Source organism: Comamonas sp. JUb58 (assembly GCF_004364775.1).
In the GTDB taxonomy this organism is placed as follows: Bacteria; Pseudomonadota; Gammaproteobacteria; order Burkholderiales; family Burkholderiaceae_C; genus Comamonas.
In genome coordinates this window covers 14,446-35,644 of the sequence record NZ_SOAL01000026.1, presented here as the reverse complement: position 1 = coordinate 35,644, position 21,199 = coordinate 14,446, and the positions used below count along the sequence as shown (strand labels likewise).

Here is a 21,199-nt window from a genome sequence, read left to right as displayed (position 1 = left end):
TTTTAAGCGACCCAATCCGATTGCAGCAAGGCCCGCACCTGCTGCACCAGGGCCGGCTCTGCGCCCTGCACCGGCAGCAGGCCAAAGCGCACGCGGCTCAGGCGCGGCAGGCCCGCGCCGGGCAGGACGGGCGCCATCGCCTCGGTCAGCACCGCAGCGTTGATGCATGCCACGCCCAGTCCCGCCGCAATGGCCGACTGCAGGCCGGCGACGCCCGAGGCCTGGTGGGCCAGCACATAGTCCACACCCTGCTGGCGCAAACGCGTCTCGGCATAGTGGCGCAGCGCGCAGCTGTCGGGCAGCACCAGCAAGGGCAGCGGCTGGCCGGGCTCGGCGGCCCATTGCCGGGCACGGGCCCAGACCAGCGGCTCCTCCGGCCCCAGCAACTGCAGGCGCTGCTTGAAAGGGGGCAGCGCCATCACCAGGCCCAGGTCGCACTGGCCCTGGGCATAGGCGGCCTCCACCTCGGCGCTGCGCAGCACGCTGACCTCCAGCCGCACGGCAGGGTGGCGTTCGGCCAAGGCCTTGAGCATGCGCGCCAGCGCATCGGGTTTGAAGTAATCAGTGACCGCCAGCTTGAGCGCGCCTTGCAGCGCCAAGCCGCGCATGTCGCGCAAGGCATGGTCGGCCATGCCCACCAGCGCCCGCGCATGGCCCAGCAGCTGGCTGCCAGCCGCCGTGGGCAGCACGCCAGTCTTGCTGCGCAGCAGCAGCGGCTTGCCAATGCAGTCTTCCAGCTTCTTGATCTGCTCGCTCACCGCCGACTGCGACAGAAACAGCTGGGGTGCAGCGGCGGTCAGGCTACCGGCCTCGACGACGGCGATCAGGGTGCGGAGCTGGGAGAGGTCCAGAGGGGCCATGGTCTATCCAACGGTTTATCAGATGGAAGTCATCATATCTTCCCGTTTTTCAAATGCATAGAGGGCTCACACAATGGGCCCATTGTTCAACCCAGGAGCCTTTTATGCCCCACATCGCCATCCAACTCTCCGGCCCCCGCCATGCCGAGCGCCAGCAACAGATCAGCCAGGCCATCGCCCAGCTCACGCAAGATATTCTGGGCAAGCGCCCCGAGGTGATTGCCATCGCCTTCACGCAGGTCGCTGCACAGGACTGGTGGATTGCCGGCCAGACGCTGGAGGAGCTGGGGCAGTCGGCCTTTCAGCTGGACATCAGCATCACCGACGAGACCAATACCAAGGCCGAAAAGGCGCGCTACCTGCAAGCGGTCTACGACACGATGGCCGGCCTGATGCCCAAGCTGCATCCGGTGTCCTATGTGCATGTGATCGATGCCCGCGCCGCCGCCTATGGCTATGGCGGCAAGACGCAGGAATACCGCTACCACCACGGCTAAAGCGGCCCGCCCGCGCAGCCGCTGGGGTCTTGACAGCGCCTCAGCGCTGCGCGGTGGCCAGCTTGACTGCCAGGCCCACAAACACCACGGCGGTGACCTTGTTGAGCCAGAACTGCGCGCGCGGCGAGCGCAGCAGCAGGTTGCCAAAAGCGCCCGAGAACAGCGCAATGGCGCCAAACACCAGGAAGGCCGCCAGGATGAACACGGCGCCAAAGGCAAAGATCTGCGGGCCAACCGGGCCGATGGCCGGGTCGGCAAACTGCGGCAAAAAGGCCAGGAAGAAGATCAGCACCTTGGGGTTGGTGAGGTTCATCATCACGCCACGGCGCACCATCACCAGCAGGTCCTTGCCCGCGATGTCCGCCCGACCGCTTCCGCTGGCAGCCGCGCTGCTAGCAGATGCATCTGCAGCCACCGGTGCCCGCCAGGCTCCCCAAGCCAGGTAGGCCAGATAGGCCGCGCCACACCACTTGAGCAGCGTGAATGCCATGCTGGACGCCGCAAACACCGCTGCCAGCCCCAGCGCCACCGCCGTGGTGTGCACCACCACACCCAGGCATAGGCCCACCACCACGGCAATGCCCACGCGCCAGCCGCGCTGGATCGATTGCATCAGCACAAACAGGTTGTCCGGCCCGGGCGACAGCGCCAACAACACGGCAACACCAAAAAAGGCCAGCAGGGATTGGAAAGTGGGCATGGCAAGGTCTTATCAGGGCTCAGGACCGGCACATTATGGCCTGCCGCCCTGCGCGCTGTCTCCGCCCCAACCTACGCGCGCGACAGCGGCGCCGTCAGAATCCAGCCTTCCAGCGGATCGGTGCCCGGCGGCAGGCCATAGAGCGCATCGCCCTGTAAATGGCAGCGCAGGCCCCAGGCCGCCTGCAACATGCAGATGGCGGCATCGAGGTGGTCGCCACCGGCATCATCCCGCATGCTGCCCAGCTGCGCCGGGCTGGCCAGCAGGCGCAGCTGCAGTGAATGGGCGCCTTGCTGCAAGGCCTCCAGCAACTCTGCCCTGGCCTGGGCGCGCTCGGGCGTCTGGCGCTGGCGGTCATCGCTTTTGTAGCTGCGCCGGCCGATCAGTTCGCGCGCCAGCATGCCGGGGTAGGCCTCCAGCGCGACGCGGGCACTCTCTCTGCGCAGCAGGCCCGGAAAATCAGCGCCCACATCCAGCAGCCGGGGCAGGCCGGCATGCAGCATCCAGGCCACGGGTGGGTTGACCCATTTCATCGAGGGGCTGGAGCCTGCGGGCCCATCGGTAGCGCGGTGGGCAAACTTGCCGCCGGCGGGCCGGGCATCGCAAAAGGCCTTGAACAGGGTGCGGATCTCGCTGCGCTCCATGCTGGCGTAGTGCAGCATGCAGGCCTGCCAGTCGCTGGGCCAGCCCAGTTGGCTGACGAGCGCGCGCGGCAGTGCAAACGGCAGGTCAAAGCCGCCGACCCAGGCTGGCTGCTGCTGTAAAAAGTCCTGCCACTGCGCCAAGCTGGCAAAGCTGTGAAAGCCCTGCAGCGCCACCGTGCCCGCTTCGGCATCCAGCTGGCCCCAGGCCACCACCACAGGTTTGCGCCGGCTCGGGCTGCTGCTGAAATCGCAGCCCAGTACCGGTGGCAGTGCGGCCTTTGGCATCGCTCAGCCCAATCCCAGCGCGACCACGCCTACGCCAATCAGCAGCGCGCCGGCAATGCGCAGCAGGCGGTCGCCCTCGCCCAGCAGCTTGCCGCCAATCAGCGCGGCAAACAGCATCGAGACCTCACGCGCAGGCGCCACATGCGAGATGGGCGCGGTCTGCACCGCATACAGCACCAGCACATAGGCCATGGGGCTGAAGATGGCAACCACCAGCGCAAAGCGCCACTGCTGCAGCCACAGGCGCCGGGTCTCGCCCCAGTTCATCACGCCCAGCGGCGCCAGCATCACCACACGCACCAGGTTGCCCATGTAGTCCAGCAAGATGGGCGACAGCAGCAGCACCTTGACGGCATAGCTGTCCACCACCGTATAGGCGGCGATGAACAGGCCTGTCAGCAGGCCGTAGTACAGGCCCTTGATGGTGCGGTCGCGGGCCTCGCCGGGGCCGGGCCGGGTAGCGGCACGCAGCATGGCAGGGCCGCCAGCAATCAGAAACACACCCGCCACCACGGCGGCAATGCCCACGGCGCCCAGGCTCGACAGATGCTCGCCCAGAAACAGCACCGCCACCATTGACGAGATCAGCGGCCCGCTGCCACGCGCTAGCGGGTAGACCACGGTCAGGTCGGCCACCCGGTAGCCGCGCAGCAGGGTGACAAAGTAAAAGATATGCAGCAAGGCGCTGGCCGAGACAAAGGCCCATTCGGTGCTGCCCCACTGCGGCACCACATCCTTGCCCACCCACCAGCCCACCGGCAGCCACACCAGCGCATTGAGCACCGAGGTGAACAGCGAGAAGCGGGCATCGCCACCGGCTTTCTTGGCGACGATGTTCCAGAAAGCGTGGATGATGCCGGCCGCGATGATGAGCGTGAAAGCGTGGAGCGTCATGGCTGGCGGGACAGAAGAAGCGAGGCGGGAAAAAAATAACCCGGGGCGGGCCCGGGTGTCACAAGGTCAGGGTGCAGATCAGTTGCCTGCGCGCTGTGGAATCAGCGACAGGAACTCGCGCCGCAGATTAGGGTTGCTCAGGAACTCGCCACGCATGACGGAGTTGAGCATCTTGGAGTCCATCTCGCGCACACCGCGCCAGGACATGCAGAAGTGCGAGGCCTCCAGCACCACGGCCAGGCCATCGGGCTGGGTCTTCTTCATGATCAGATCGGCCAGCTGCACGATGGCCTCTTCCTGGATCTGGGGGCGGCCCAGCACCCAGTCGACCAGACGGGCGTATTTGGACAGACCGATCACATTCGTGTTCTTGTTGGGCAGCACGCCGATCCAGACCTTGCCGATGACCGGGCAGAGGTGGTGGCTGCAGGCGCTGCGCACGGTGATCGGGCCGACGATCATCAGCTCGTTCAGGTGCTCGGCATTGGGGAAGGCGGTCACCTCGGGCTGGGGCACATAGCGGCCCTTGAACACCTCGGTCAGGTACATCTTGGCGACACGGCGCGCGGTATTGCGGGTGTTGTGGTCATCCTTGGTGTTGATGACCATGCTGTCAAGCACGCCCTGCATCTTGCTCTCGACTTCGTCGAGCAGCTGCTCGAGCTCACCGGGCTCGATGAACTCGGAGATGTTGTCATTGGCATGGAAGCGCTGCTGTGCTGCCACTATCCGCTCACGGATCTTGACGGACACCGGCGTGCCTTCGTCGCTGGCGGGTGCTTTATTCGGATCGGATAGTTCTGTAAACATAGCGGGGATGGTAGCAGCGATTGCAGACCCGCAAGCATAAGGTGTTTCTCGCCCTTAGGCCAGCGCAAGAAAAGGGTAAAAGCTATGGATTCGATAGCATCCGGCGCCCAAAAGCCGAAAAGCGGTTTTGGCCTCAGTCGCGCAGCCGGAACTCGGCAATCAAGGGCAGATGGTCGGACATGCGCCACCAGATTCGGCCCCGGGGCACAAACAGGCCGCAGGGCGTCAAACCCCGGGCATAGACATGGTCCAGTTGCACAACGGGCAGGCGCGAGGGATAGGTCATCAGCGGCTGCTCGTCGTACTCGAACAGGCCAAAACCGGCCAGCATGCGCTTGACCTGAAAGCCCCAGTCGTTGAAGTCGCCCGCGACAATTACGGGCTCGTCATCGGGCACATGGGCCTTGATGAACTCATGGATCAAGGCCGTCTGGCGCAGACGGCTGCCATGCACCAGGCCCAGATGCACCACGATGGTGTGGATGCGCTGGCCGGCAATCTCCATCGCCACATGCAGGAGGCCACGCTGCTCGAAGCGGTGGTCGGAGATGTCGCGGTGGTTGGATTCCAGAATCGGCCAGCGGGTGAGCAAGGCATTGCCATGCTCGCCCCAGCGCGTGGTGGCATTGGTGCGGTAGGCGGCGGTGTAGCCCAGCGGGGTCAGAAAATCCGCCTGGTTCTGCTCGGGCCAGTTGTTGAAGAAGCTTTCTTCCTTGCGGTTGTCCTTGCGCACTTCCTGCAGGCAGATGATGTCGGCATCCATCTGCTCGATGGCCAGGCCCAGGTTGTGGATCTCCAGCCTGCGCACGGGGCCCAGGCCCTGCACGCCCTTGTGGATGTTGTAGGTCGCTACCCGCAGAATGGGTAAATCGTCGTGAGTATCGGTCATGAAGCTATGAACCTCGGCAGCCACAGAATGGCTTCGCTGTTCGAGATGGAATAGCAGCGCTCTGCTGCCTCATGCCAATCATGCCACGCATGGGCGGTGTGCTCCCTCGGGCTGAGCACGATCTTGGTGTAGGACGGCACCTGCAAGCTGAACACATGCTCGGTGTTCATGCAGACATCGGGCGCATAGCGGTGGCGCCAGGCCGGGTAGATCGGGTAGGTGTTCTCCAGATCCCAGTCGCGCAGCACGCAGCCGGGCTTCTGGGCATCGATGCCGGTTTCTTCGAAGACTTCGCGGATCGCCGTCTTCTGCCAGCTCTCGCTATCGCTGTCCTGGCTGCCGGTCACAGGCTGCCAGTAGTCCTGGCCCTCCATCTGGCTGACGCGGCGCAGCAGCAGCACCTGCAGATCGGCGGTGTGGATGATGACCAGCACCGAACGGGGCAGCTTGTAGGGTAGGCTGGCGCCTGGGGTCGCTTGCATCTTCAACGCTGGGCCTCGGGCTTGCGGGTGGCCACGGCCGGTGGCAAGGCCTTGGCCTGCAGCAACCGCACCTGCTGCACCATCAGGTTGTGGGCGTTCAGGAAGGCAGCGGCGATCACCTTGCCCTCATTGGTATTGCTCCAGCCCATGCCAGCGCCGCCACCCAGGCGGCCCAGCAGCACGCCGCCCACGCCCAGGTCGGTGGCGCGGGCCGAGCCGGTGGCGGCTGCGACCTGCTCGGTGGTTTCGTTGTCGGTCAGGAACAAGGCGGTCTGCGCCTCCTTGAACTTGACCTGCTCGGCCACACCGGCCAGGCCCGCGATATCGCGCAGCACCGGGATCATCGCGATGATGCCCGCCAGACCCCGGCCGGCATCCTGCTCGCTGAAGGTCAGGTTGGGCACCATCGTGTACTGGGCCTCATAGCCCTTGCGCTTTTGCACCGTGCCATTGGGGCGCAGCACGCCGGCATCCTGCAGCTCGCCTTCGCGGATGGTGCCCTGCAGGCCTCCGGCCCGGTCCACCACGCGAAAGCAGCCGCTTTGCTGCATCAGCAAACGCACCAGGGGCACGGGGGTGGGCGGCAGGTTGACGCTGCTGGGCATCACATAGCCGCGCGGGTTCTCCAGCAGGGCCACCGTCGCGATCGGCTCATCGCAGCGCTCCAGGCTGGCATGCGCGCCCTGGCCGCCCGCCGGCCCGGCCGAGCCGGAGACTTCCGAGCCGCCCTCGCCCAGCTCGGTCTTTTTCTCGCCGCAGCCGGCCAAGGCCAGCGCGATGGCAGCCCAGGCCATGCCGCGCAGCCAGCGCCCGGTTCGGTTGGAAGTCGCAGTCATCGCTTGCATGGCTACCTTTGCAATCTGTCAGTCAGGCCAGAGCATAGCGCCCCAGAATGACAAAAAAGGCCAAAGCCTGGAGGGCTTTGGCCTTGTGGCGGCGCCGTGCATCAGGCAGGCCCATGCACCGCGCGGTCCGCTTACTGCGCGCCGGCTGGGTTGCGCAGCTTGATGTGCAGCTCGCGCAACTGCTTCTCGTCCACAGGCGATGGTGCCTGGGTCAGCAGGTCCTGGGCGCGCTGGGTCTTGGGGAAGGCGATCACGTCGCGGATCGACTCGGAGCCGGTCATCAAGGTGATCAGACGGTCCAGACCGAAGGCCAGGCCACCGTGGGGAGGCGCGCCGTACTGCAGCGCATCCAGCAGGTAGCCGAACTTGGCACGTGCATCTTCGGCGCTGATCTTCAGGGCCGTGAACACCTTGGACTGCACATCGGCGCGGTGGATACGCACCGAGCCACCGCCCAGTTCCCAACCGTTCAGCACCATGTCGTAGGCCTTGGCGATGCACTTGCCGGGATCGGTGTCCATCAGGTCCTCATGGCCGTCCTTGGGCGAGGTGAAGGGGTGGTGCACGGCCGCCCAGCGGTCGTTTTCCTCGTCGTGTTCGAACATCGGGAAGTCCACCACCCACAGCGGTGCCCAACGGTCTTCAAACAGGCCGGTGCTCTTGCCGAAGGCGCTGTGGCCGATCTTGATGCGCAGCGCGCCGATGGCGTCGTTGACGATCTTTTCCTTGTCAGCGCCAAAGAAGATCAAATCGCCGTCCTGCGCTTCGGTGCGCTTGAGGATCTCGGCAATCGCGGCGTCATGGATGTTCTTGACGATCGGCGACTGCAGGCCGTCACGGCCCTTGGCCAGCTCGTTGACCTTGATGTAGGCCAGGCCCTTGGCGCCATAGATCTTGACGAAGTCGGTGTAGGCGTCGATGTCGCCACGCGACAGACCGCCCTGCTCGCGCGCGCCGCCTGGCACACGCAGACCCACCACGCGGCCGCCCTTCATGTTGGCAGCGCCGGAGAAGACCTTGAAGTCCACGTCCTTCATCACGTCGGTCAGTTCGGTGAATTCCAGCTTGACGCGCAGGTCAGGCTTGTCCGAACCAAAGCGGAAGGCCGCGTCCTGGTAGGTCATGATCGGGAACTCGCCCAGATCCACATTCAGCTGGGTCTGGAACACTTCCTTGATCATGCGCTGGAAAATGGCGCGGATCTCTTCTTCGTTCAGGAACGAGGTTTCGCAGTCGATCTGCGTGAACTCGGGCTGGCGGTCAGCGCGCAGGTCTTCGTCACGGAAGCACTTGGTGATCTGGTAGTAGCGGTCGTAGCCGGCCACCATCAGCATCTGCTTGTACAGCTGGGGCGACTGGGGCAGCGCGAAGAATTCGCCGTCGTGCACGCGGCTGGGCACCAGGTAGTCACGCGCGCCTTCGGGCGTGCTCTTGCCCAGCATCGGCGTTTCGATGTCGATAAAGCCTTCCTTGTCCAGGAAGTTGCGCACCTGGATGGCCGTCTTGTAGCGCAGCATCATGTTGCGCTGCATCACGGGGCGGCGCAGGTCCAGCACGCGGTTGGTCAGGCGCACGGTCTCCGACAGGTTCTCGTCGTCGATCTGGAACGGAGGCGTCACCGAGGCGTTGAGCACGGTCAGCTCGTGGCACAGCACTTCGATCTTGCCGCTCTTGATCGAGTCATTGGTGGTGCCTTCAGGACGGGCACGCACGAGGCCCTTGACCTGCACGCAGAACTCATTGCGCACATCTTCGGCCACCTTGAACATCTCGGCGCGGTCAGGATCGCAGACCACCTGCACATAGCCTTCGCGGTCACGCAGGTCGATGAAAATCACACCACCGTGGTCACGGCGGCGATTGACCCAGCCGCACAGGCTCACGGTTTCGCCCATCTGGGCTTCGGTCACTTGACCGCAGTATTGGGAACGCATTGCCATAGCCAATCTTCCTGCACCGATGAAGGTGCCTTAGTTCTCAGTTATTTAGACCCCGTGGGGACATCGGGCGCAGCCACGACCCCCATCGAGACGATGTATTTAAGCGCAGCATCCACGCTCATGTTCAATTCAATGCAGTCGCTCTTGCGCACCATCACCAGGTAGCCACCCGTGGGGTTGGGCGTGGTGGGCACGTAGACGCTGACAAACGCGGTATCGGCACTGTCCGGGCTCTGGTGCAGGTGGCTGTCCAGCTCACCGCTGGGCGCGCCGGTCACAAAACCGATGGTCCACATGCCGGGATGGGGCCACTGCACCATGACGGCGGTGCGAAAGGCATTGCCGCTCTCGGAAAACAAGGTGTCGGACACCTGCTTGACGCTCGAGTAGATCGAGCGCACCACCGGAATACGGCTGACCAGCGCATCGCCCCAGGCCACCAGCTTGCGGCCGACAAAATTGCTGGCAATGCCGCCGACGATCAGCAGGATCGCCAAGGTCAGCACCACGCCGAAACCGGGGATATGGTATCCCAGGACCTCGTCAGGCTGCCAGTGCTGCGGCAGGATCAGCAAGGTCTGGTCGAGCGTGCCGATGATCCAGTTGAGCACCCAGACCGTGATGACCCCCGGCACAATGACCAGCAGCCCGGTCAGCAACCATTTACGCAGGGAAGCCATCACCGCCGTCAGCCCTCAGACCGCCGAGCCGCCGCTGGCAGCCGGTGCAGGTGCGGGGGTTGCTGCTGGTGCGGGCGCAGCCGCATCGGCAGCAGGCGCGCTGGCCGGAGCCGCCGCGGCCGACTTGCCGCTGAAATCGGTGGCGTACCAGCCCGTGCCCTTGAGTTGGAACCCTGGGGCCGTCAGTTGCTTGGAGAAGCTGGCTTGCTTGCACTCGGGGCAGTCCGTCAGAGGCGCATCCGATATTTTTTGCAAAACATCCTTGGCATAGCCGCAGGCACTGCACTTGTAGGCGTAAATAGGCATCGCGCGTGTAAGAAAACGGAGGGAAACTCTTGATTATAGGCGGGTTGCAAAACCGATCCGGGCCGCGGGCTAAGCACCACGGCCCTCCTCAAGGCGCCCCGCTCAGCGCCCCGCCACCGCTGCGCCGCTGGCAGCAGGCGCGCTAGCAGCCACAAAGGCCTGCACATCCGTCTTCTGGTTGCGGATGGCTTGGGGCAGCAGCGAGCCGAGCACCATGCCGGTAAAGGCGGCCAGCACGCCGGCCAGCTGGGCCGGGAAGGCAGCGCCCCAGGCCATGTTCAGGCCCGCCAGCCAGATGCCGATGCCCAGGAACACCGCCAGCAGCGCGCCCTGGGTGGTGGCACGCTTCCAGTACAGGCCCATCACCAGCGGCACAAAGGCGCCGACCAGCGGCACCTGGTACGCGCCCGAGACCAGTTCATAGATGGGGGTGCCTTGCATGCGGATCGAGTAAGCCAGCACGCAGGCACTGAACACCAGCACGCTGATGCGCATCGTCTTGAGGTTTTCGCGGTCGCTCACCTTGGGGCGGAACTGGCGCCAGATGTTCTCGGTGAAGGTCACGCTCGGGGCCAGCAAGGTGGCCGATGCGCAGGACTTGATGGCCGACAGCAGCGCGCCAAAGAACAGCACCTGCATCACAAAGGGCATCTTCTCCATCACCAGCGTGGGCAGCACTTTTTGCGGATCGTCCTTGAGCAGGGCCGAAGTGGCCTCGGGCATGATGATCAGCGCACTGGCCACCAGGAACATGGGCACAAAGGCGAACAGGATGTACGCCGAGCCACCGATGATGGTGCCGCGCACGGCCGATTTTTCGGTGTTGGCCGACATCACGCGCTGGAACACGTCCTGCTGCGGGATCGAGCCCAGCATCATCGTGATGGCTGCGGCAAAGAAGAAGACGATGTCATGCCAGCTCGGCTCGGGCCAGAACTGGAACAGATCGCGGCTGGTGGCCAGGTCGATCACCTTGCCGGCGCCGCCGGCCATGTCCGATGCGAAGAAGGCTAGCACCATCAGGCCCACCACGAGGATGATCATCTGCACAAAATCGGTGACTGCCACCGACCACATGCCGCCAAACAAGGTATAGGCCAGGATGGACACCACGCCGATCACCATGCCCATGGGGATGCTGACCGCGCCGCCCGACAGCAGGTTGAACACCAGGCCCAGGGCGGTGACCTGGGCAGAGACCCAGCCCAGGTAGCTCAGCATGATGATCAGCGAGCAGATGATTTCCACCGCGCTGCCATAGCGCTTGCGGTAGTAGTCGCTGATGGTCAGCAGGTTCATGCGGTAGAGCTTGGCCGCAAAGAACATGCCCACCAGGATCAGGCACATGCCGGCGCCAAACGGGTCTTCCACCACATTGCGCAGGCCGCCTTCGATGAACTTGGCCGGCACTCCCAGCACGATCTCGGAGCCGAACCAGGTCGCAAAGGTGGTGGTGATGATCATGAACAGCGGCAGATGGCGGCCGGCAACGGCGAAATCTGCAGTGTTCTTGACCCGCCTGGCGGCCCACAGCCCCACGCCAATGGTTACGAATAGGTAGGCGATCACCATGTAGAGCAGCACGTTGTCACTCCTGCAAAGCGTAAGGCTAAGGTTGAAAGGTTTAAAAAAGTCGGATGCGGATGAGTACTTGCAGTACCACCAGCCCCAGGACAAAACCAATGCCGCCGCAAATGATGATCTGCAGCAGCTTGTTCGTCAATTTCTGCTGCGCCAGCAGCTCCTTGAGCGCCTCGTCGCTGTGGCCATTGCTGCCATTGCGCGCCAGGTACTGGTGCACCAGGCGGGGCATGTCGGGAAGGAGCTTGGCATAACGCGGCGCCTGGGATTTGAGCTCGCGCCACAGGCGCTGGGGGCCCATCTGGTCGAGCATCCATTTCTCGAGAAACGGCTTGGCCGTGCTCCACAGGTCCAGATCGGGGTCGAGCTGGCGGCCCAGGCCTTCGATGTTGAGCAGGGTCTTTTGCAGCAGCACCAGCTGAGGCTGGATCTCGACCTGGAAGCGCCGCGAGGTCTGAAACAGGCGCATCAGCACCATGCCCAGCGAAATTTCCTTGAGCGGGCGGTCAAAGTACGGCTCGCATACGGCGCGGATGGCGGCTTCGAGCTCGTCCACCCGGGTATCGGGTGGCACCCAGCCGCTTTCGATGTGCAGCTCGGCGACGCGCTTGTAGTCGCGGCGGAAAAAGGCGGTGAAGTTCTGGGCCAGGTACTCTTTGTCGAACTCGGTCAGGGTGCCGACAATGCCGAAGTCCAGCGAGATATAGCGGCCAAAGCTCTCGGGCTCCAGGCTGACCTGGATATTGCCGGGGTGCATGTCCGCATGGAAGAAACCATCGCGGAACACCTGGGTGAAGAAGATGGTCACGCCATCGCGGGCGAGCTTGGGGATATCGACACCGGCAGCGCGCAGGGTATCGACCTGGTTGATGGGCACGCCATTCATGCGCTCCATCACCATCACCTCCTGGTGGCAGAAATCCCAGAACACCTCGGGGATCAGCACCAGGTCCAGGCCTTCCATGTTGCGGCGCAGTTGGGCCGCATTTGAGGCCTCGCGCATCAAGTCGAGCTCGTCGTGCAGGTAGGTGTCAAACTCGGCCACCACCTGGCGCGGCTTGAGGCGCTTGCCGTCGGCAGAGAACTTCTCGACCAGCTCGGCCATTGTGCGCATCAGCGCCAGGTCGCTGTCGATCACCGGCAGCATGCCAGGGCGCAGCACCTTCACGGCGACATCGCGCAGCTCACCCGCACGGGTGCGGATGGTGGCAAAGTGCACCTGCGCAATCGAGGCGCTGGCAATGGGCTTCTCGTCAAAACTGACAAAGACCTCGGCCAGCGGCTTGCGGAAGGCCCGCTCGATGGTCTGCACTGCAATGCGCGGATCAAACGAGGGCACGCGGTCCTGTAGCAGCGAAAGCTCTTCGGCGATATCGGGGGGCAGCAGATCGCGCCGGGTGGACAGCACCTGGCCGAACTTGACAAAGATGGGGCCCAGCTGCTCCAGCGCCTCGCGCAGGCGCTGGCCGCGCGGCTCGGTCCACTTGCGGCCTATGCGCAGTACGCGGGTGATGCCCTTGAGCCATGGGTGGTTGAAGCTGGACAGCACCATGTCGTGCAAGCCATAGCGCCAGACCACCCACAAAATGGTGAAGCCGCGAAAAAAGCGCTTCATGTCGCTTTGCGCTCGCTGGCCGTGTCGCTGCTGTCCGCACCGTAGCCAGGGGGCGTGGGCGGTGCAGGCGGCTGGGCCTGTGGGCTCGCGCGGCCGGCGCCAAAGCGGTCAGCGGTGCGCACACCCATACTGACGAACTGGCGCAGCGCAGCCGCTACGCGCTGGCCCAGCTGGGCCAGCCAATGCGCGGGGGTATCGCCCACCAGGCGTGCCAGGTCTTCTTCCACATCCCAGCGCACATGGTCGACCAGCCACTGAATCTCGGCGGCAAACTGCACATCGCCATCGATGCGGATAGCGGGCTTCTCACCCTGGATGACGCCGCGCGCCAAGGCCAGCGGCGAATCATCGACCACCTGCACGCGCAGATCGGGGGTTTCCTGGGTGCCGGCCAGGTCCAGCAGGCCGGCGGGCGTGATCTTGAGCGCCAGCACAATGCTGCGCCACTGCACCTGGACCACGCGTCCACTTTGGCGCACCAGGCGCTCCATGGCCGCACTTTCCTGCATCAGCACATGGTTCAGGAACAGCACCACGCGGTGCTGCACCTCAGACACCAGCCACTGCGGGGGTTGGGCCGACTCCAGAATGCGCGCAAAAATGCCGCCCGGAAAAGAAAAAGGGGACTGTGTTGCCATAGTCCCCAATTATTCCCCAAGTCCGCCGCCTGTCGTAAGCATTAACAGGCAAAGCGGTGGAGTTTTACGGTTTGCGAGAACGTGTTGACGATCTCCTCGCGCCGCGACAGTGTCTTTGCGAGATGGGATGCGAGACGCTGTGCGCAGCCAATAGCCAGCTATTGGCAAGCGCTGCAACGAAGCGGACCGCTCGCAAAGCCACTGTCCCTACGGGTTGGGGTGAAATCGGGCGATTTCTGCGCGCTGGCCCTTGCTTGCACCCCGGTGCAAGCGGCGTTCCATCGCTTCGAACTCATCCCGATTGCACCCCAACGCGGCTGCGTAGAGATCGTTAACACGTTCTACTGCAGTGCTTGCAGACCTGCCACCAGCCAGCCGCTGGTGCCATCCTTGGGCTTGGTCATGTTCCAGACTTCGCGGAAGGGGCTTGGGCCGGCATGGGCTTCTTCGCGGATCATGCCCGAGAACTCGACGCTGGCCATGTAGGCGTTGCCCACATCCTCGATACCCAGCAGCTGGGCTTCGAGCATCACCACATCGGTCTGGTTGGGCTGCACGCCTTCGCGGTGCTGCTCACGGTCCTGCAACTGGCCCTTGACTTCGCCGAGCATGTCGTCGGTCATCATCGAGCGCAAGGTGTTGATGTCCGAGCGGTCCCAGGCGGACTGCAGGGTCACGAAGTTGCGCTTGGCAGCCTCCAGGAAGCCATTGGTGTCAAAACCTTCAGGCACACCCCAGGATTGCGCACCGGCCAGGCCAGAACCAATCATGCTGCCACCAGCGGCGGCTGCAACAGGCGCTGCACCCTGCTCCCAGGGGCGGGCCGAGGCGTCGTTGCCGACCTTCTCAGGGTTGTACTGCGGGGCCACCGGTGCCGATACCGGCGCTTGCGGCGCGGCATTGCCAGCGCCCTGGAAGGCGAAAGGCGACTGCGCAGGCTGGGCCGCAGCAGCACCCTTGCGGCGCATCACAAACCCGACGATGGCCAGCACCGCCATGATGGCCAGGCCGATCAGCAGCATGTTGGCAAAGGCTTCACCAAAGCCCAGCGAGTGGGCCAGCCAGGCCAGGCCCAGACCAGCGGCCAGGCCGCCGAGCATCGCGCCCCAAGGCTTCTTGGGCGCCGCAGGGGCGGCGTTAGGGGTAGCGGGGCGCTGGGCTTGCGCAGGCGCGGTGGCATTGTTGCCAGGCGCTTGCGCAGGCGTGGCCTGCCGTTGGGTCACATTGCCGGACTGCTGGCCCATGGACTTGCCACCTCCCATGCGCTTGGCATCGGCATCGAGGTGCACAAATGCCAGCAGTACCACCAAGACCACTGACCACAGTTTTGTCATATTTGCTCCGTTTTGTTAGGGCCGGTACGCCTTTGCGCCGGCTATTACATTCACGCCCACTTCTCAGCAACACCGGTCTGTTGTGTTGTATTGCGCTGGGCACTGGGCAGGCGCCTGGCTTTGCGACCGGTATCGCGTCTCACTTTTTCAGCATTTGATCCCGACATGCAAGGCGGTAATCCCTGCCGTCATGTTGTGGTAGTCCACATGACCAAAGCCTGCTTTTTGCATCATGGCCTTGAGTTCGGCCTGGCCAGGATGCATGCGAATCGATTCGGCCAGGTAGCGGTAGCTGTCGGCATCGCCCGCCACCATCTGACCTATACGTGGTAGCACCTGGAAGGAATACAAGTCGTAGGCCTTCTCCAGCGGCTTGGCTACCTTGGAAAACTCCAGCACCAGCAGCTTGCCGCGTGGCTTGAGCACGCGGCACATTTCCTTGAGCGCCTGGTCCTTGTTGGTCATGTTGCGCAGGCCAAAGGCCACGCTCACCACGTCAAAGTACTGGTCGGGGAAAGGCAGGGCCTCGGCATCGCAGACCGTGGTCGGCAGGTTCAGACCCTTGTCGATCAGGCGGTCGCGGCCCACGCGCAGCATGGCTTCGTTGATATCGGTGTGCACCACCTGGCCGCTGTGGCCGACCTTTTTCGCAAAGGCCAAGGATAGATCACCGGTACCGCCCGCGATGTCCAGCACCCGCTGGCCTTCCTTGAGGTTGGCAACCATGACGGTGTAGTGCTTCCAGACCCGGTGCAGGCCACCGGACATCAGGTCGTTCATCACGTCATATTTGCTCGCGACCGAGTCGAACACACCGCGCACCTTGCGCGCCTTGTCCTTCTCGTCAACCGTCTCAAATCCAAAGTGGGTGGTACTCATGGTGTGAATGCTAGCAAGCTCTGTAACGTCCGACCCCCATACCCCGGATTATTCGAGGGTATGCAGTTCAATGCATAAAACGCCCAAAGCCAATGATGGCGAATACTCAAAGCTATAAGTTTAATAGCTTTAAATACAAAATTTTTCCGAATGACCGTGTCGCCATTCGGCTGGCAGGGCCAGCGCTGGCTCAGTGCTGGTGTCCGCAGGCGCTGCCGGCCTTGCCGGGCATGGGCTGGTCGCGGTCGGCCCCTGCGGCCTGCAGGCGGTCCAGGTAGTCCTGCCAGAGCTCGCTTTGGCGGCTGCCCAGCTCGTAGAGGTACTGCCAGCTGTAGAGGCCGCTTTCATGGCCATCGGAGAAGATGGGCTTGATGGCATAGTTGCCCACCGGCTCCACCGCGACGATGGTCACCTCGCGCTTGCCGGTCTGCAGCACTTCCTGGCCCGGGCCATGGCCCTGCACTTCGGCCGAGGGCGAGTACACGCGCAGCAGCTCGAACGGCAGGCGAAAGGCCGCGCCATCGGCGTATTGCACTTCCAGCACGCGGCTTGCGCCATGCACAGTCAGTGCGGTCGGGGTGGGGGTATCCTGGTTCAAGCCAGCCATGTCAATCCTTTGCAAACCAGGCGCAGCGGCCCGCAGGCCCCAGCCCAGATGAACGCAGGGCGGGCCATGCAAGGCAGCGCCGTGCTATCAAAAACAATAGCAATTATGCCGTACGCAGGCGCTCCAATGCAGCCTGCATGCGCGCCTCGGCTGCGGGCAGTTGCGCGGCAAGCGCCGCTTCCAGCCCGGCATTGCGCGGGCGCTGGGCCGCCGCCCAGACGGGCGCGGGGAAGTGGCTGTCTTCCGCATAGCGTGCAATCACATGCCAGTGCAGATGGGGCACCATATTGCCCAGAGTGGCCAGGTTGATCTTGGCCGGTGCGGACTCCAGGGCCCGCAGCGCCAGCTCCACCGCCATCACCGCATCCATGCACCACTGGCGCTCGGACTCGGACAGATCCGACAGCTCGGCCACATGCGTGCCCCAGACCACGCGGTAGAAGGCGGGGAAACCGGCCTCCTCGGCATGGATGACGCGCAGCAGCGCCCCGCCCCGGGCGCCCTGCCAGACCAGACGTCCGCCCTCGGTCTGGCACAGCGGGCAGTCGGGGTTGGCGTTGGCGTGGGCAGCCGTCATACCAGCACCCGTTCGATGCCGCCGTGGTTGGCACGCTGCACGTACTCGGGCATCCAGTTCTCACCCAGGATCTCGCGCGCCATCTCGACCACGATGTAGTCGGCTTCGAGCAGGCCGTTTTGCAGGTCGCCCTGGTAACGGTTCAGGCCCTGCAGGCAGCTCGGGCAGCTGGTCAGGATCTTGACGTTCTCCTTGGCCTCCACCTGGCCGGACTCGCGCAGCTGCGCTTCGCCCTTGCGGATTTCCTCGGTCTTGCGGAAGCGGATCTGCGTAGAGATATCGGGACGGGTCACACCCAAGGTGCCCGATTCGCCGCAGCAGCGCTCGCTCTTCAGCACGTTGTCACCCACCAGGGCCTTGACGGTCTTCATCGGGTCCTGCTGCTTCATCGGCGTGTGGCAGGGGTCGTGGTACAGGTAGGAGCTCTTGCCCTGCAAGGTCACGCCCTTTTCCAGCAGGTATTCATGGATGTCGATGATGCGGCAGCCGGGGAAGATCTTGTCGAACTGGTAGCCCTGCAACTGGTCGTAGCAGGTACCGCAGCTCACCACCACGGTCTTGATGTCCAGGTAGTTCAAGGTCGTGGCCACGCGGTGGAAGAGCACCCGGTTGTCGGTGATCATCTTCTCGGCCTTGTCGAACTGGCCCGAGCCGCGCTGTGGATAACCGCAGCACAGGTAGCCCGGTGGCAGCACGGTCTGCACGCCGGCATGCCAGAGCATGGCTTGCGTGGCCAGGCCCACCTGGCTGAACAGGCGCTCGGAGCCGCAACCGGGGAAGTAGAACACCGCCTCGGTCTCGGAGGTGGTGGTCTTCGGGTCCCGGATGATGGGCACGTAGTCCTTGTTCTCGATATCGAGCAGCGCGCGCGCCGTCTGTTTGGGCAGGCCACCGGGCAACTTCTTGTTGACGAAGTGGATCACCTGCTCCTTGAGCGGTGCCGTGCCCACGCTGGCGGGCGGGTGCGCGGTCTGGCGCTTGCCAAAGCCCTTGAGCACATCAACGGCCAGGCGCTGGGCCTTGAAGCCCACGCCCACCATGGTCTTGCGCAGCAGCTTGATGGTGTCGGGGTTGGTCGCGTTGAGCATGGCCATGGCCACCTTGTTGCCCGGACGGAAGCTCTTCTTGCCCATCTGGCGCAGCAGGTTGCGCATGTTCATCGTCACATCGCCAAAGTCGATCTTGACCGGGCAAGGCGTGGCGCACTTGTGGCAGACCGTGCAGTGGTCCGAGACGTCTTCGAACTCCTGCCAGTGGCGGATGGACACGCCGCGGCGCGTCTGCTCTTCATACAGGAAGGCCTCGACCAGCAGCGAAGTGGCCAGAATCTTGTTGCGCGGGCTGTAGAGCAGGTTGGCGCGCGGCACATGGGTGGCGCAGACCGGCTTGCACTTGCCGCAGCGCAGGCAGTCCTTGACCGAATCGGCAATCGCGCCGATATGGCTTTGCTGCATGATCAGCGACTCGTGCCCCATCAGGCCAAAGGATGGCGTGTAGGCATTGGTCAGATCGGCATACATCAGCGACTTGCGAGATTTGTCGCCCGCATAGGTCTGCTCCAGCAGCAGGCGGCGCTCTTCGGGGCGCAGCAGCTTGCCCTTGTTGAAGTGGCCGTGCGGGTCGATCTTGGCCTTGTACTCGGCAAAGGGGCGCAGCTCGTCGTCGCTCAAAAACTCCAGCTTGGTGATGCCGATGCCGTGCTCACCAGAGATCACGCCATCGAGGCTGCGCGCCAGCGCCATGATGCGTGCCACGGCGGCATGCGCGGTGGTCAGCATTTCATAGTCATCGCTGTTGACGGGCAGGTTGGTGTGCACATTGCCGTCGCCGGCATGCATGTGCAGCGCCACAAACACGCGGCCCTTGAGCACGCGCTGGTGGATGGCGATGACCTCGTCCATGATCGGCTGGTAGGCTGAGCCGGCAAAGATGGTGGCCAGCGGCGCACGCAGGTCGTTCTTCCAGCTGGCACGCAGGCTGTGGTCCTGCAGCTGACGGAACTGTTCGGCCACGCCGTCGAGCCAGCCCTGCCAGCGGTTGCGCACCTCGGTCAGCAGCACCAGCGCTTGCGCGACGCGGTCTTCCAGCAGCTCGGCGGACGGGATGTCGTTGGCATCGTCCTGCTTGCCCAGTGGCAGCTTGCCCTTGGCAAAAAAGTCGTGCAGCGCGTCGCAGAGCTTGATCTTGTTGTTCAGCGACAGCTCGATATTGATGCGCTCAATGCCGTCGGTGTACTCGGCCATGCGGGGCAGCGGAATCACCACGTCTTCATTGATCTTGAAGGCGTTGGTGTGGCGGCTGATGGCCGCCGTGCGCTTGCGGTCCAGCCAGAATTTCTTGCGCGCCTCGGGGCTGATGGCGATAAAGCCTTCGCCGCTGCGCGAGTTGGCAATGCGCACCACTTCGCTGGTCACGCGCGCCACTTCATCGGGGTTGTCGCCGACGATGTCGCCAAACAGCACCATCTTGGGCAGGCCGCCATGCTTCTTGCTCTTGGTGGCATAGCCCACCGCCTTCAGGTAGCGGTCATCCAGGTGCTCCAGCCCGGCCAGCAACACGCCGCAGCGCTTTTGCTCGCCAAACATATAGTCCTTGATCTCGACGATCGAGGGCACGGCATCCTTGGCATTGCCAAAGAACTCCAGGCAGACGGTACGGGTGTGCGAAGGCATGCGGTGCACCACCCAGCGCGCGCTGGTGATCAGGCCATCGCAGCCCTCTTTCTGGATGCCCGGCAGGCCCGAGAGGAACTTGTCGGTCACGTCCTTGCCCAGGCCTTCCTTGCGGAACTTGTAGCCGGGAATGTCCAGGCGCTCGGTGCGCACCAGGGTCTTGCCGTCGGCCTCCAGGTACTTCAGCTCGAAGCTTGCCATCTCGGCGTCGTGGATCTTGCCCAGGTTGTGGTCCAGACGCGTGACTTCCAGCCACTGCGCATCGGGCGTGACCATGCGCCAGCTGGCCAGGTTGTCCAGCGCCGTGCCCCAGAGCACGGCCTTCTTGCCGCCGGCATTCATCGCGATATTGCCGCCGATGCACGAGGCCTCGATCGAGGTCGGGTCCACCGCAAACACAAAGCCACCGCGCTCGGCCGCATCGGCCACGCGCTGGGTCACCACACCGGCCTGCGACCAGACCGTGGGCACCGGGTGGTCGATGCCCGGCAGCGACACCATCTCCACCTCGGACATCTTCTCCAGCTTCTCGGTGTTGATGACGGCACTGCGCCAGCTCAGCGGAATCGCGCCGCCGGTGTAACCGGTGCCGCCACCGCGCGGCACAATCGTCAGCCCCAAGCCAATGCAGGCCTTGACCAGCACGGCCATTTCCTCTTCGGTGTCGGGCGTCAGCACCACGAACGGGTATTCGACGCGCCAGTCGGTCGCGTCGGTCACATGGCTCACGCGCGAGAGGCCGTCGAACTTGACGTTGTCTTTGGCGGTCAGCGGCTTGAAGGTGCGCTGCACCTTGCGGCGCAGCTCGGTGGCCTCCTGCAAGGTGGTGTCGAACTCGGACACCGCCACCTGCGCTGCTGCAATCAGTTGCCCCACCAGTGCATCGCGCGCCGGGTCCTCGGCGGGCGCGCGGCGCTTTTGCACCTCGGCCAGGCGGTGCTCCAGCGCTTCCACCAGCTGCTTGCGGCGGCCCGGGTTGTGCAGCAGGTCGTCCTGCAAATAGGGGTTGCGTTGCACCACCCAGATATCACCCATCACCTCATAGAGCATGCGGGCCGAGCGGCCCGTCTTGCGCTCCTGGCGCAGCTGGTCCAGCAGATCCCAGGCCTGCGAGCCCAGCAGGCGAATCACGATTTCGCGGTCGGAGAACGAGGTGTAGTTGTAGGGGATCTCGCGGAGACGGGCGGGCCCGTCAACCTGTGCTTGCAAGCTTGCCAGCGCAATCGGTGCGTTCATGTGTGGGGACCTGTACGGGAGCGGGCGCTCCCTTTTATGGGTAAGCAGTGGGGCCACCGATTTTATGACACCGGGCTTGCACGCATGGCTGGCCCTTTTAAAACATGGTACGCCGCAGTCTGGCTTTGCCGGGCGTCATCAGCCAGTCGTCAGCGCAGGCCCGTTCCCGCCTGCGTCAGTGCGTACTTTTTCCTATTTTTTCTTATTTGATCGAAATTGAGCATTTCG

20 protein-coding genes are annotated in these 21,199 nt (G+C 63.9%); 1 reads left to right on the top strand and 19 read right to left on the bottom strand.

Translation table 11 applies throughout. The features are described from left to right. Window positions 1–2: 2 nt before the first annotated feature. Entirely contained in the window at window positions 3–860 is an 858-nt protein-coding gene (locus EDF71_RS22305; RefSeq protein WP_133858730.1) for a LysR substrate-binding domain-containing protein, read from the bottom strand. A 104-nt stretch (window positions 861–964) separates the two neighbouring features. Here EDF71_RS22305 and EDF71_RS22300 point away from each other — a divergent pair, with 104 nt between their 5' ends. Then, window positions 965–1,357 (top strand): tautomerase family protein, encoded by a 393-nt coding sequence (locus EDF71_RS22300; RefSeq protein ID WP_133858729.1) that lies wholly within the window; start codon window positions 965–967, stop codon window positions 1,355–1,357. Window positions 1,358–1,397: 40 nt separating this feature from the next. Here the strand turns inward: EDF71_RS22300 and EDF71_RS22295 are convergent, their stop codons facing one another. From EDF71_RS22295 to EDF71_RS22210, 18 genes are all read right to left on the bottom strand, one after another. Next, entirely contained in the window at window positions 1,398–2,057 is a 660-nt protein-coding gene (locus tag EDF71_RS22295; protein WP_133858728.1) for a LysE family translocator, read from the bottom strand. A gap of 71 nt (window positions 2,058–2,128) precedes the next feature. After that, window positions 2,129–2,986: a DUF429 domain-containing protein gene (locus EDF71_RS22290; protein ID WP_133858727.1), complete on the bottom strand. Its 858-nt coding sequence runs from the start codon at window positions 2,984–2,986 to the stop codon at window positions 2,129–2,131. Between the two features lie 3 nt (window positions 2,987–2,989). Further along, window positions 2,990–3,880, bottom strand: a complete 891-nt coding sequence (locus tag EDF71_RS22285) for a DMT family transporter (RefSeq protein ID WP_133858726.1) — start codon at window positions 3,878–3,880, stop codon at window positions 2,990–2,992. Window positions 3,881–3,958: 78 nt separating this feature from the next. After that, complete coding sequence (gene folE / locus EDF71_RS22280) at window positions 3,959–4,690, bottom strand: GTP cyclohydrolase I (RefSeq protein WP_133858725.1); 732 nt, start codon at window positions 4,688–4,690, stop codon at window positions 3,959–3,961. Window positions 4,691–4,823: 133 nt separating this feature from the next. Continuing rightward, on the bottom strand, window positions 4,824–5,579 hold the full coding sequence (locus EDF71_RS22275) for an endonuclease/exonuclease/phosphatase family protein (RefSeq protein WP_133858724.1): 756 nt from the start codon (window positions 5,577–5,579) through the stop codon (window positions 4,824–4,826). Next, window positions 5,576–6,061, bottom strand: coding sequence for a dihydroneopterin triphosphate diphosphatase (gene nudB / locus EDF71_RS22270; RefSeq protein ID WP_133858723.1), 486 nt, complete (start codon window positions 6,059–6,061; stop codon window positions 5,576–5,578). The genes EDF71_RS22275 and nudB overlap by 4 nt, the downstream gene beginning before the upstream one ends. A gap of 2 nt (window positions 6,062–6,063) precedes the next feature. Continuing rightward, window positions 6,064–6,855 (bottom strand): CsgG/HfaB family protein, encoded by a 792-nt coding sequence (locus EDF71_RS22265; RefSeq protein WP_208301118.1) that lies wholly within the window; start codon window positions 6,853–6,855, stop codon window positions 6,064–6,066. A 182-nt stretch (window positions 6,856–7,037) separates the two neighbouring features. After that, on the bottom strand, window positions 7,038–8,846 hold the full coding sequence (gene aspS / locus EDF71_RS22260; RefSeq protein WP_133858722.1) for an aspartate--tRNA ligase: 1,809 nt from the start codon (window positions 8,844–8,846) through the stop codon (window positions 7,038–7,040). Between the two features lie 41 nt (window positions 8,847–8,887). Next, window positions 8,888–9,526, bottom strand: a complete 639-nt coding sequence (locus EDF71_RS22255) for a DUF502 domain-containing protein (protein ID WP_027011103.1) — start codon at window positions 9,524–9,526, stop codon at window positions 8,888–8,890. 15 nt (window positions 9,527–9,541) lie between these two features. Further along, a complete protein-coding gene (locus tag EDF71_RS22250; protein ID WP_133858721.1) occupies window positions 9,542–9,832 on the bottom strand; it encodes an FmdB family zinc ribbon protein in 291 nt (96 codons plus the stop codon). Between the two features lie 102 nt (window positions 9,833–9,934). Next, the gene (locus EDF71_RS22245; RefSeq protein WP_133858720.1) at window positions 9,935–11,416 is read right to left on the bottom strand and encodes a sodium:solute symporter family protein; all 1,482 of its coding nucleotides are present in this window, start codon (window positions 11,414–11,416) and stop codon (window positions 9,935–9,937) included. A 40-nt stretch (window positions 11,417–11,456) separates the two neighbouring features. Beyond that, window positions 11,457–13,028 (bottom strand): ubiquinone biosynthesis regulatory protein kinase UbiB, encoded by a 1,572-nt coding sequence (ubiB, locus tag EDF71_RS22240; protein WP_133858719.1) that lies wholly within the window; start codon window positions 13,026–13,028, stop codon window positions 11,457–11,459. Next, entirely contained in the window at window positions 13,025–13,666 is a 642-nt protein-coding gene (locus tag EDF71_RS22235; protein ID WP_243854407.1) for a hypothetical protein, read from the bottom strand. Before EDF71_RS22235 ends, ubiB begins: the two co-directional genes overlap by 4 nt. 341 nt (window positions 13,667–14,007) lie before the next feature. Next, window positions 14,008–15,000 (bottom strand): TIM44-like domain-containing protein, encoded by a 993-nt coding sequence (locus EDF71_RS22230; protein ID WP_133858718.1) that lies wholly within the window; start codon window positions 14,998–15,000, stop codon window positions 14,008–14,010. Window positions 15,001–15,147: 147 nt separating this feature from the next. Continuing rightward, window positions 15,148–15,879, bottom strand: coding sequence for a bifunctional demethylmenaquinone methyltransferase/2-methoxy-6-polyprenyl-1,4-benzoquinol methylase UbiE (ubiE, locus tag EDF71_RS22225; RefSeq protein WP_133858717.1), 732 nt, complete (start codon window positions 15,877–15,879; stop codon window positions 15,148–15,150). A gap of 190 nt (window positions 15,880–16,069) precedes the next feature. Next, complete coding sequence (locus tag EDF71_RS22220; RefSeq protein WP_133858716.1) at window positions 16,070–16,486, bottom strand: DUF971 domain-containing protein; 417 nt, start codon at window positions 16,484–16,486, stop codon at window positions 16,070–16,072. A 103-nt stretch (window positions 16,487–16,589) separates the two neighbouring features. Continuing rightward, window positions 16,590–17,063: an HIT family protein gene (locus tag EDF71_RS22215; RefSeq protein WP_133858715.1), complete on the bottom strand. Its 474-nt coding sequence runs from the start codon at window positions 17,061–17,063 to the stop codon at window positions 16,590–16,592. Further along, on the bottom strand, window positions 17,060–20,971 hold the full coding sequence (locus tag EDF71_RS22210) for an FAD/FMN-binding oxidoreductase (protein WP_133858714.1): 3,912 nt from the start codon (window positions 20,969–20,971) through the stop codon (window positions 17,060–17,062). Before EDF71_RS22210 ends, EDF71_RS22215 begins: the two co-directional genes overlap by 4 nt. Window positions 20,972–21,199 lie beyond the last annotated feature (228 nt).

What these genes read in the sequence shown, in the direction of transcription:
- EDF71_RS22220 (WP_133858716.1), bottom strand. Translation starts at nt 16,486, where the DNA reads ATGGCTGGCTTGAACCAGGATACCCCCACCCCGACCGCACTGACTGTG.
- EDF71_RS22265 (WP_208301118.1), bottom strand. Translation starts at nt 6,855, where the DNA reads ATGGCCTGGGCTGCCATCGCGCTGGCCTTGGCCGGCTGCGGCGAGAAA.
- nudB (WP_133858723.1), bottom strand. Translation starts at nt 6,061, where the DNA reads ATGCAAGCGACCCCAGGCGCCAGCCTACCCTACAAGCTGCCCCGTTCG.
- EDF71_RS22300 (WP_133858729.1), top strand. Translation starts at nt 965, where the DNA reads ATGCCCCACATCGCCATCCAACTCTCCGGCCCCCGCCATGCCGAGCGC.
- EDF71_RS22290 (WP_133858727.1), bottom strand. Translation starts at nt 2,986, where the DNA reads ATGCCAAAGGCCGCACTGCCACCGGTACTGGGCTGCGATTTCAGCAGC.
- EDF71_RS22235 (WP_243854407.1), bottom strand. Translation starts at nt 13,666, where the DNA reads ATGGCAACACAGTCCCCTTTTTCTTTTCCGGGCGGCATTTTTGCGCGC.
- EDF71_RS22210 (WP_133858714.1), bottom strand. Translation starts at nt 20,971, where the DNA reads ATGAACGCACCGATTGCGCTGGCAAGCTTGCAAGCACAGGTTGACGGG.
- EDF71_RS22255 (WP_027011103.1), bottom strand. Translation starts at nt 9,526, where the DNA reads ATGGCTTCCCTGCGTAAATGGTTGCTGACCGGGCTGCTGGTCATTGTG.
- folE (WP_133858725.1), bottom strand. Translation starts at nt 4,690, where the DNA reads ATGTTTACAGAACTATCCGATCCGAATAAAGCACCCGCCAGCGACGAA.
- EDF71_RS22230 (WP_133858718.1), bottom strand. Translation starts at nt 15,000, where the DNA reads ATGACAAAACTGTGGTCAGTGGTCTTGGTGGTACTGCTGGCATTTGTG.
- EDF71_RS22305 (WP_133858730.1), bottom strand. Translation starts at nt 860, where the DNA reads ATGGCCCCTCTGGACCTCTCCCAGCTCCGCACCCTGATCGCCGTCGTC.
- EDF71_RS22250 (WP_133858721.1), bottom strand. Translation starts at nt 9,832, where the DNA reads ATGCCTATTTACGCCTACAAGTGCAGTGCCTGCGGCTATGCCAAGGAT.
- ubiE (WP_133858717.1), bottom strand. Translation starts at nt 15,879, where the DNA reads ATGAGTACCACCCACTTTGGATTTGAGACGGTTGACGAGAAGGACAAG.
- EDF71_RS22285 (WP_133858726.1), bottom strand. Translation starts at nt 3,880, where the DNA reads ATGACGCTCCACGCTTTCACGCTCATCATCGCGGCCGGCATCATCCAC.
- EDF71_RS22275 (WP_133858724.1), bottom strand. Translation starts at nt 5,579, where the DNA reads ATGACCGATACTCACGACGATTTACCCATTCTGCGGGTAGCGACCTAC.
- EDF71_RS22295 (WP_133858728.1), bottom strand. Translation starts at nt 2,057, where the DNA reads ATGCCCACTTTCCAATCCCTGCTGGCCTTTTTTGGTGTTGCCGTGTTG.
- ubiB (WP_133858719.1), bottom strand. Translation starts at nt 13,028, where the DNA reads ATGAAGCGCTTTTTTCGCGGCTTCACCATTTTGTGGGTGGTCTGGCGC.
- EDF71_RS22215 (WP_133858715.1), bottom strand. Translation starts at nt 17,063, where the DNA reads ATGACGGCTGCCCACGCCAACGCCAACCCCGACTGCCCGCTGTGCCAG.
- aspS (WP_133858722.1), bottom strand. Translation starts at nt 8,846, where the DNA reads ATGGCAATGCGTTCCCAATACTGCGGTCAAGTGACCGAAGCCCAGATG.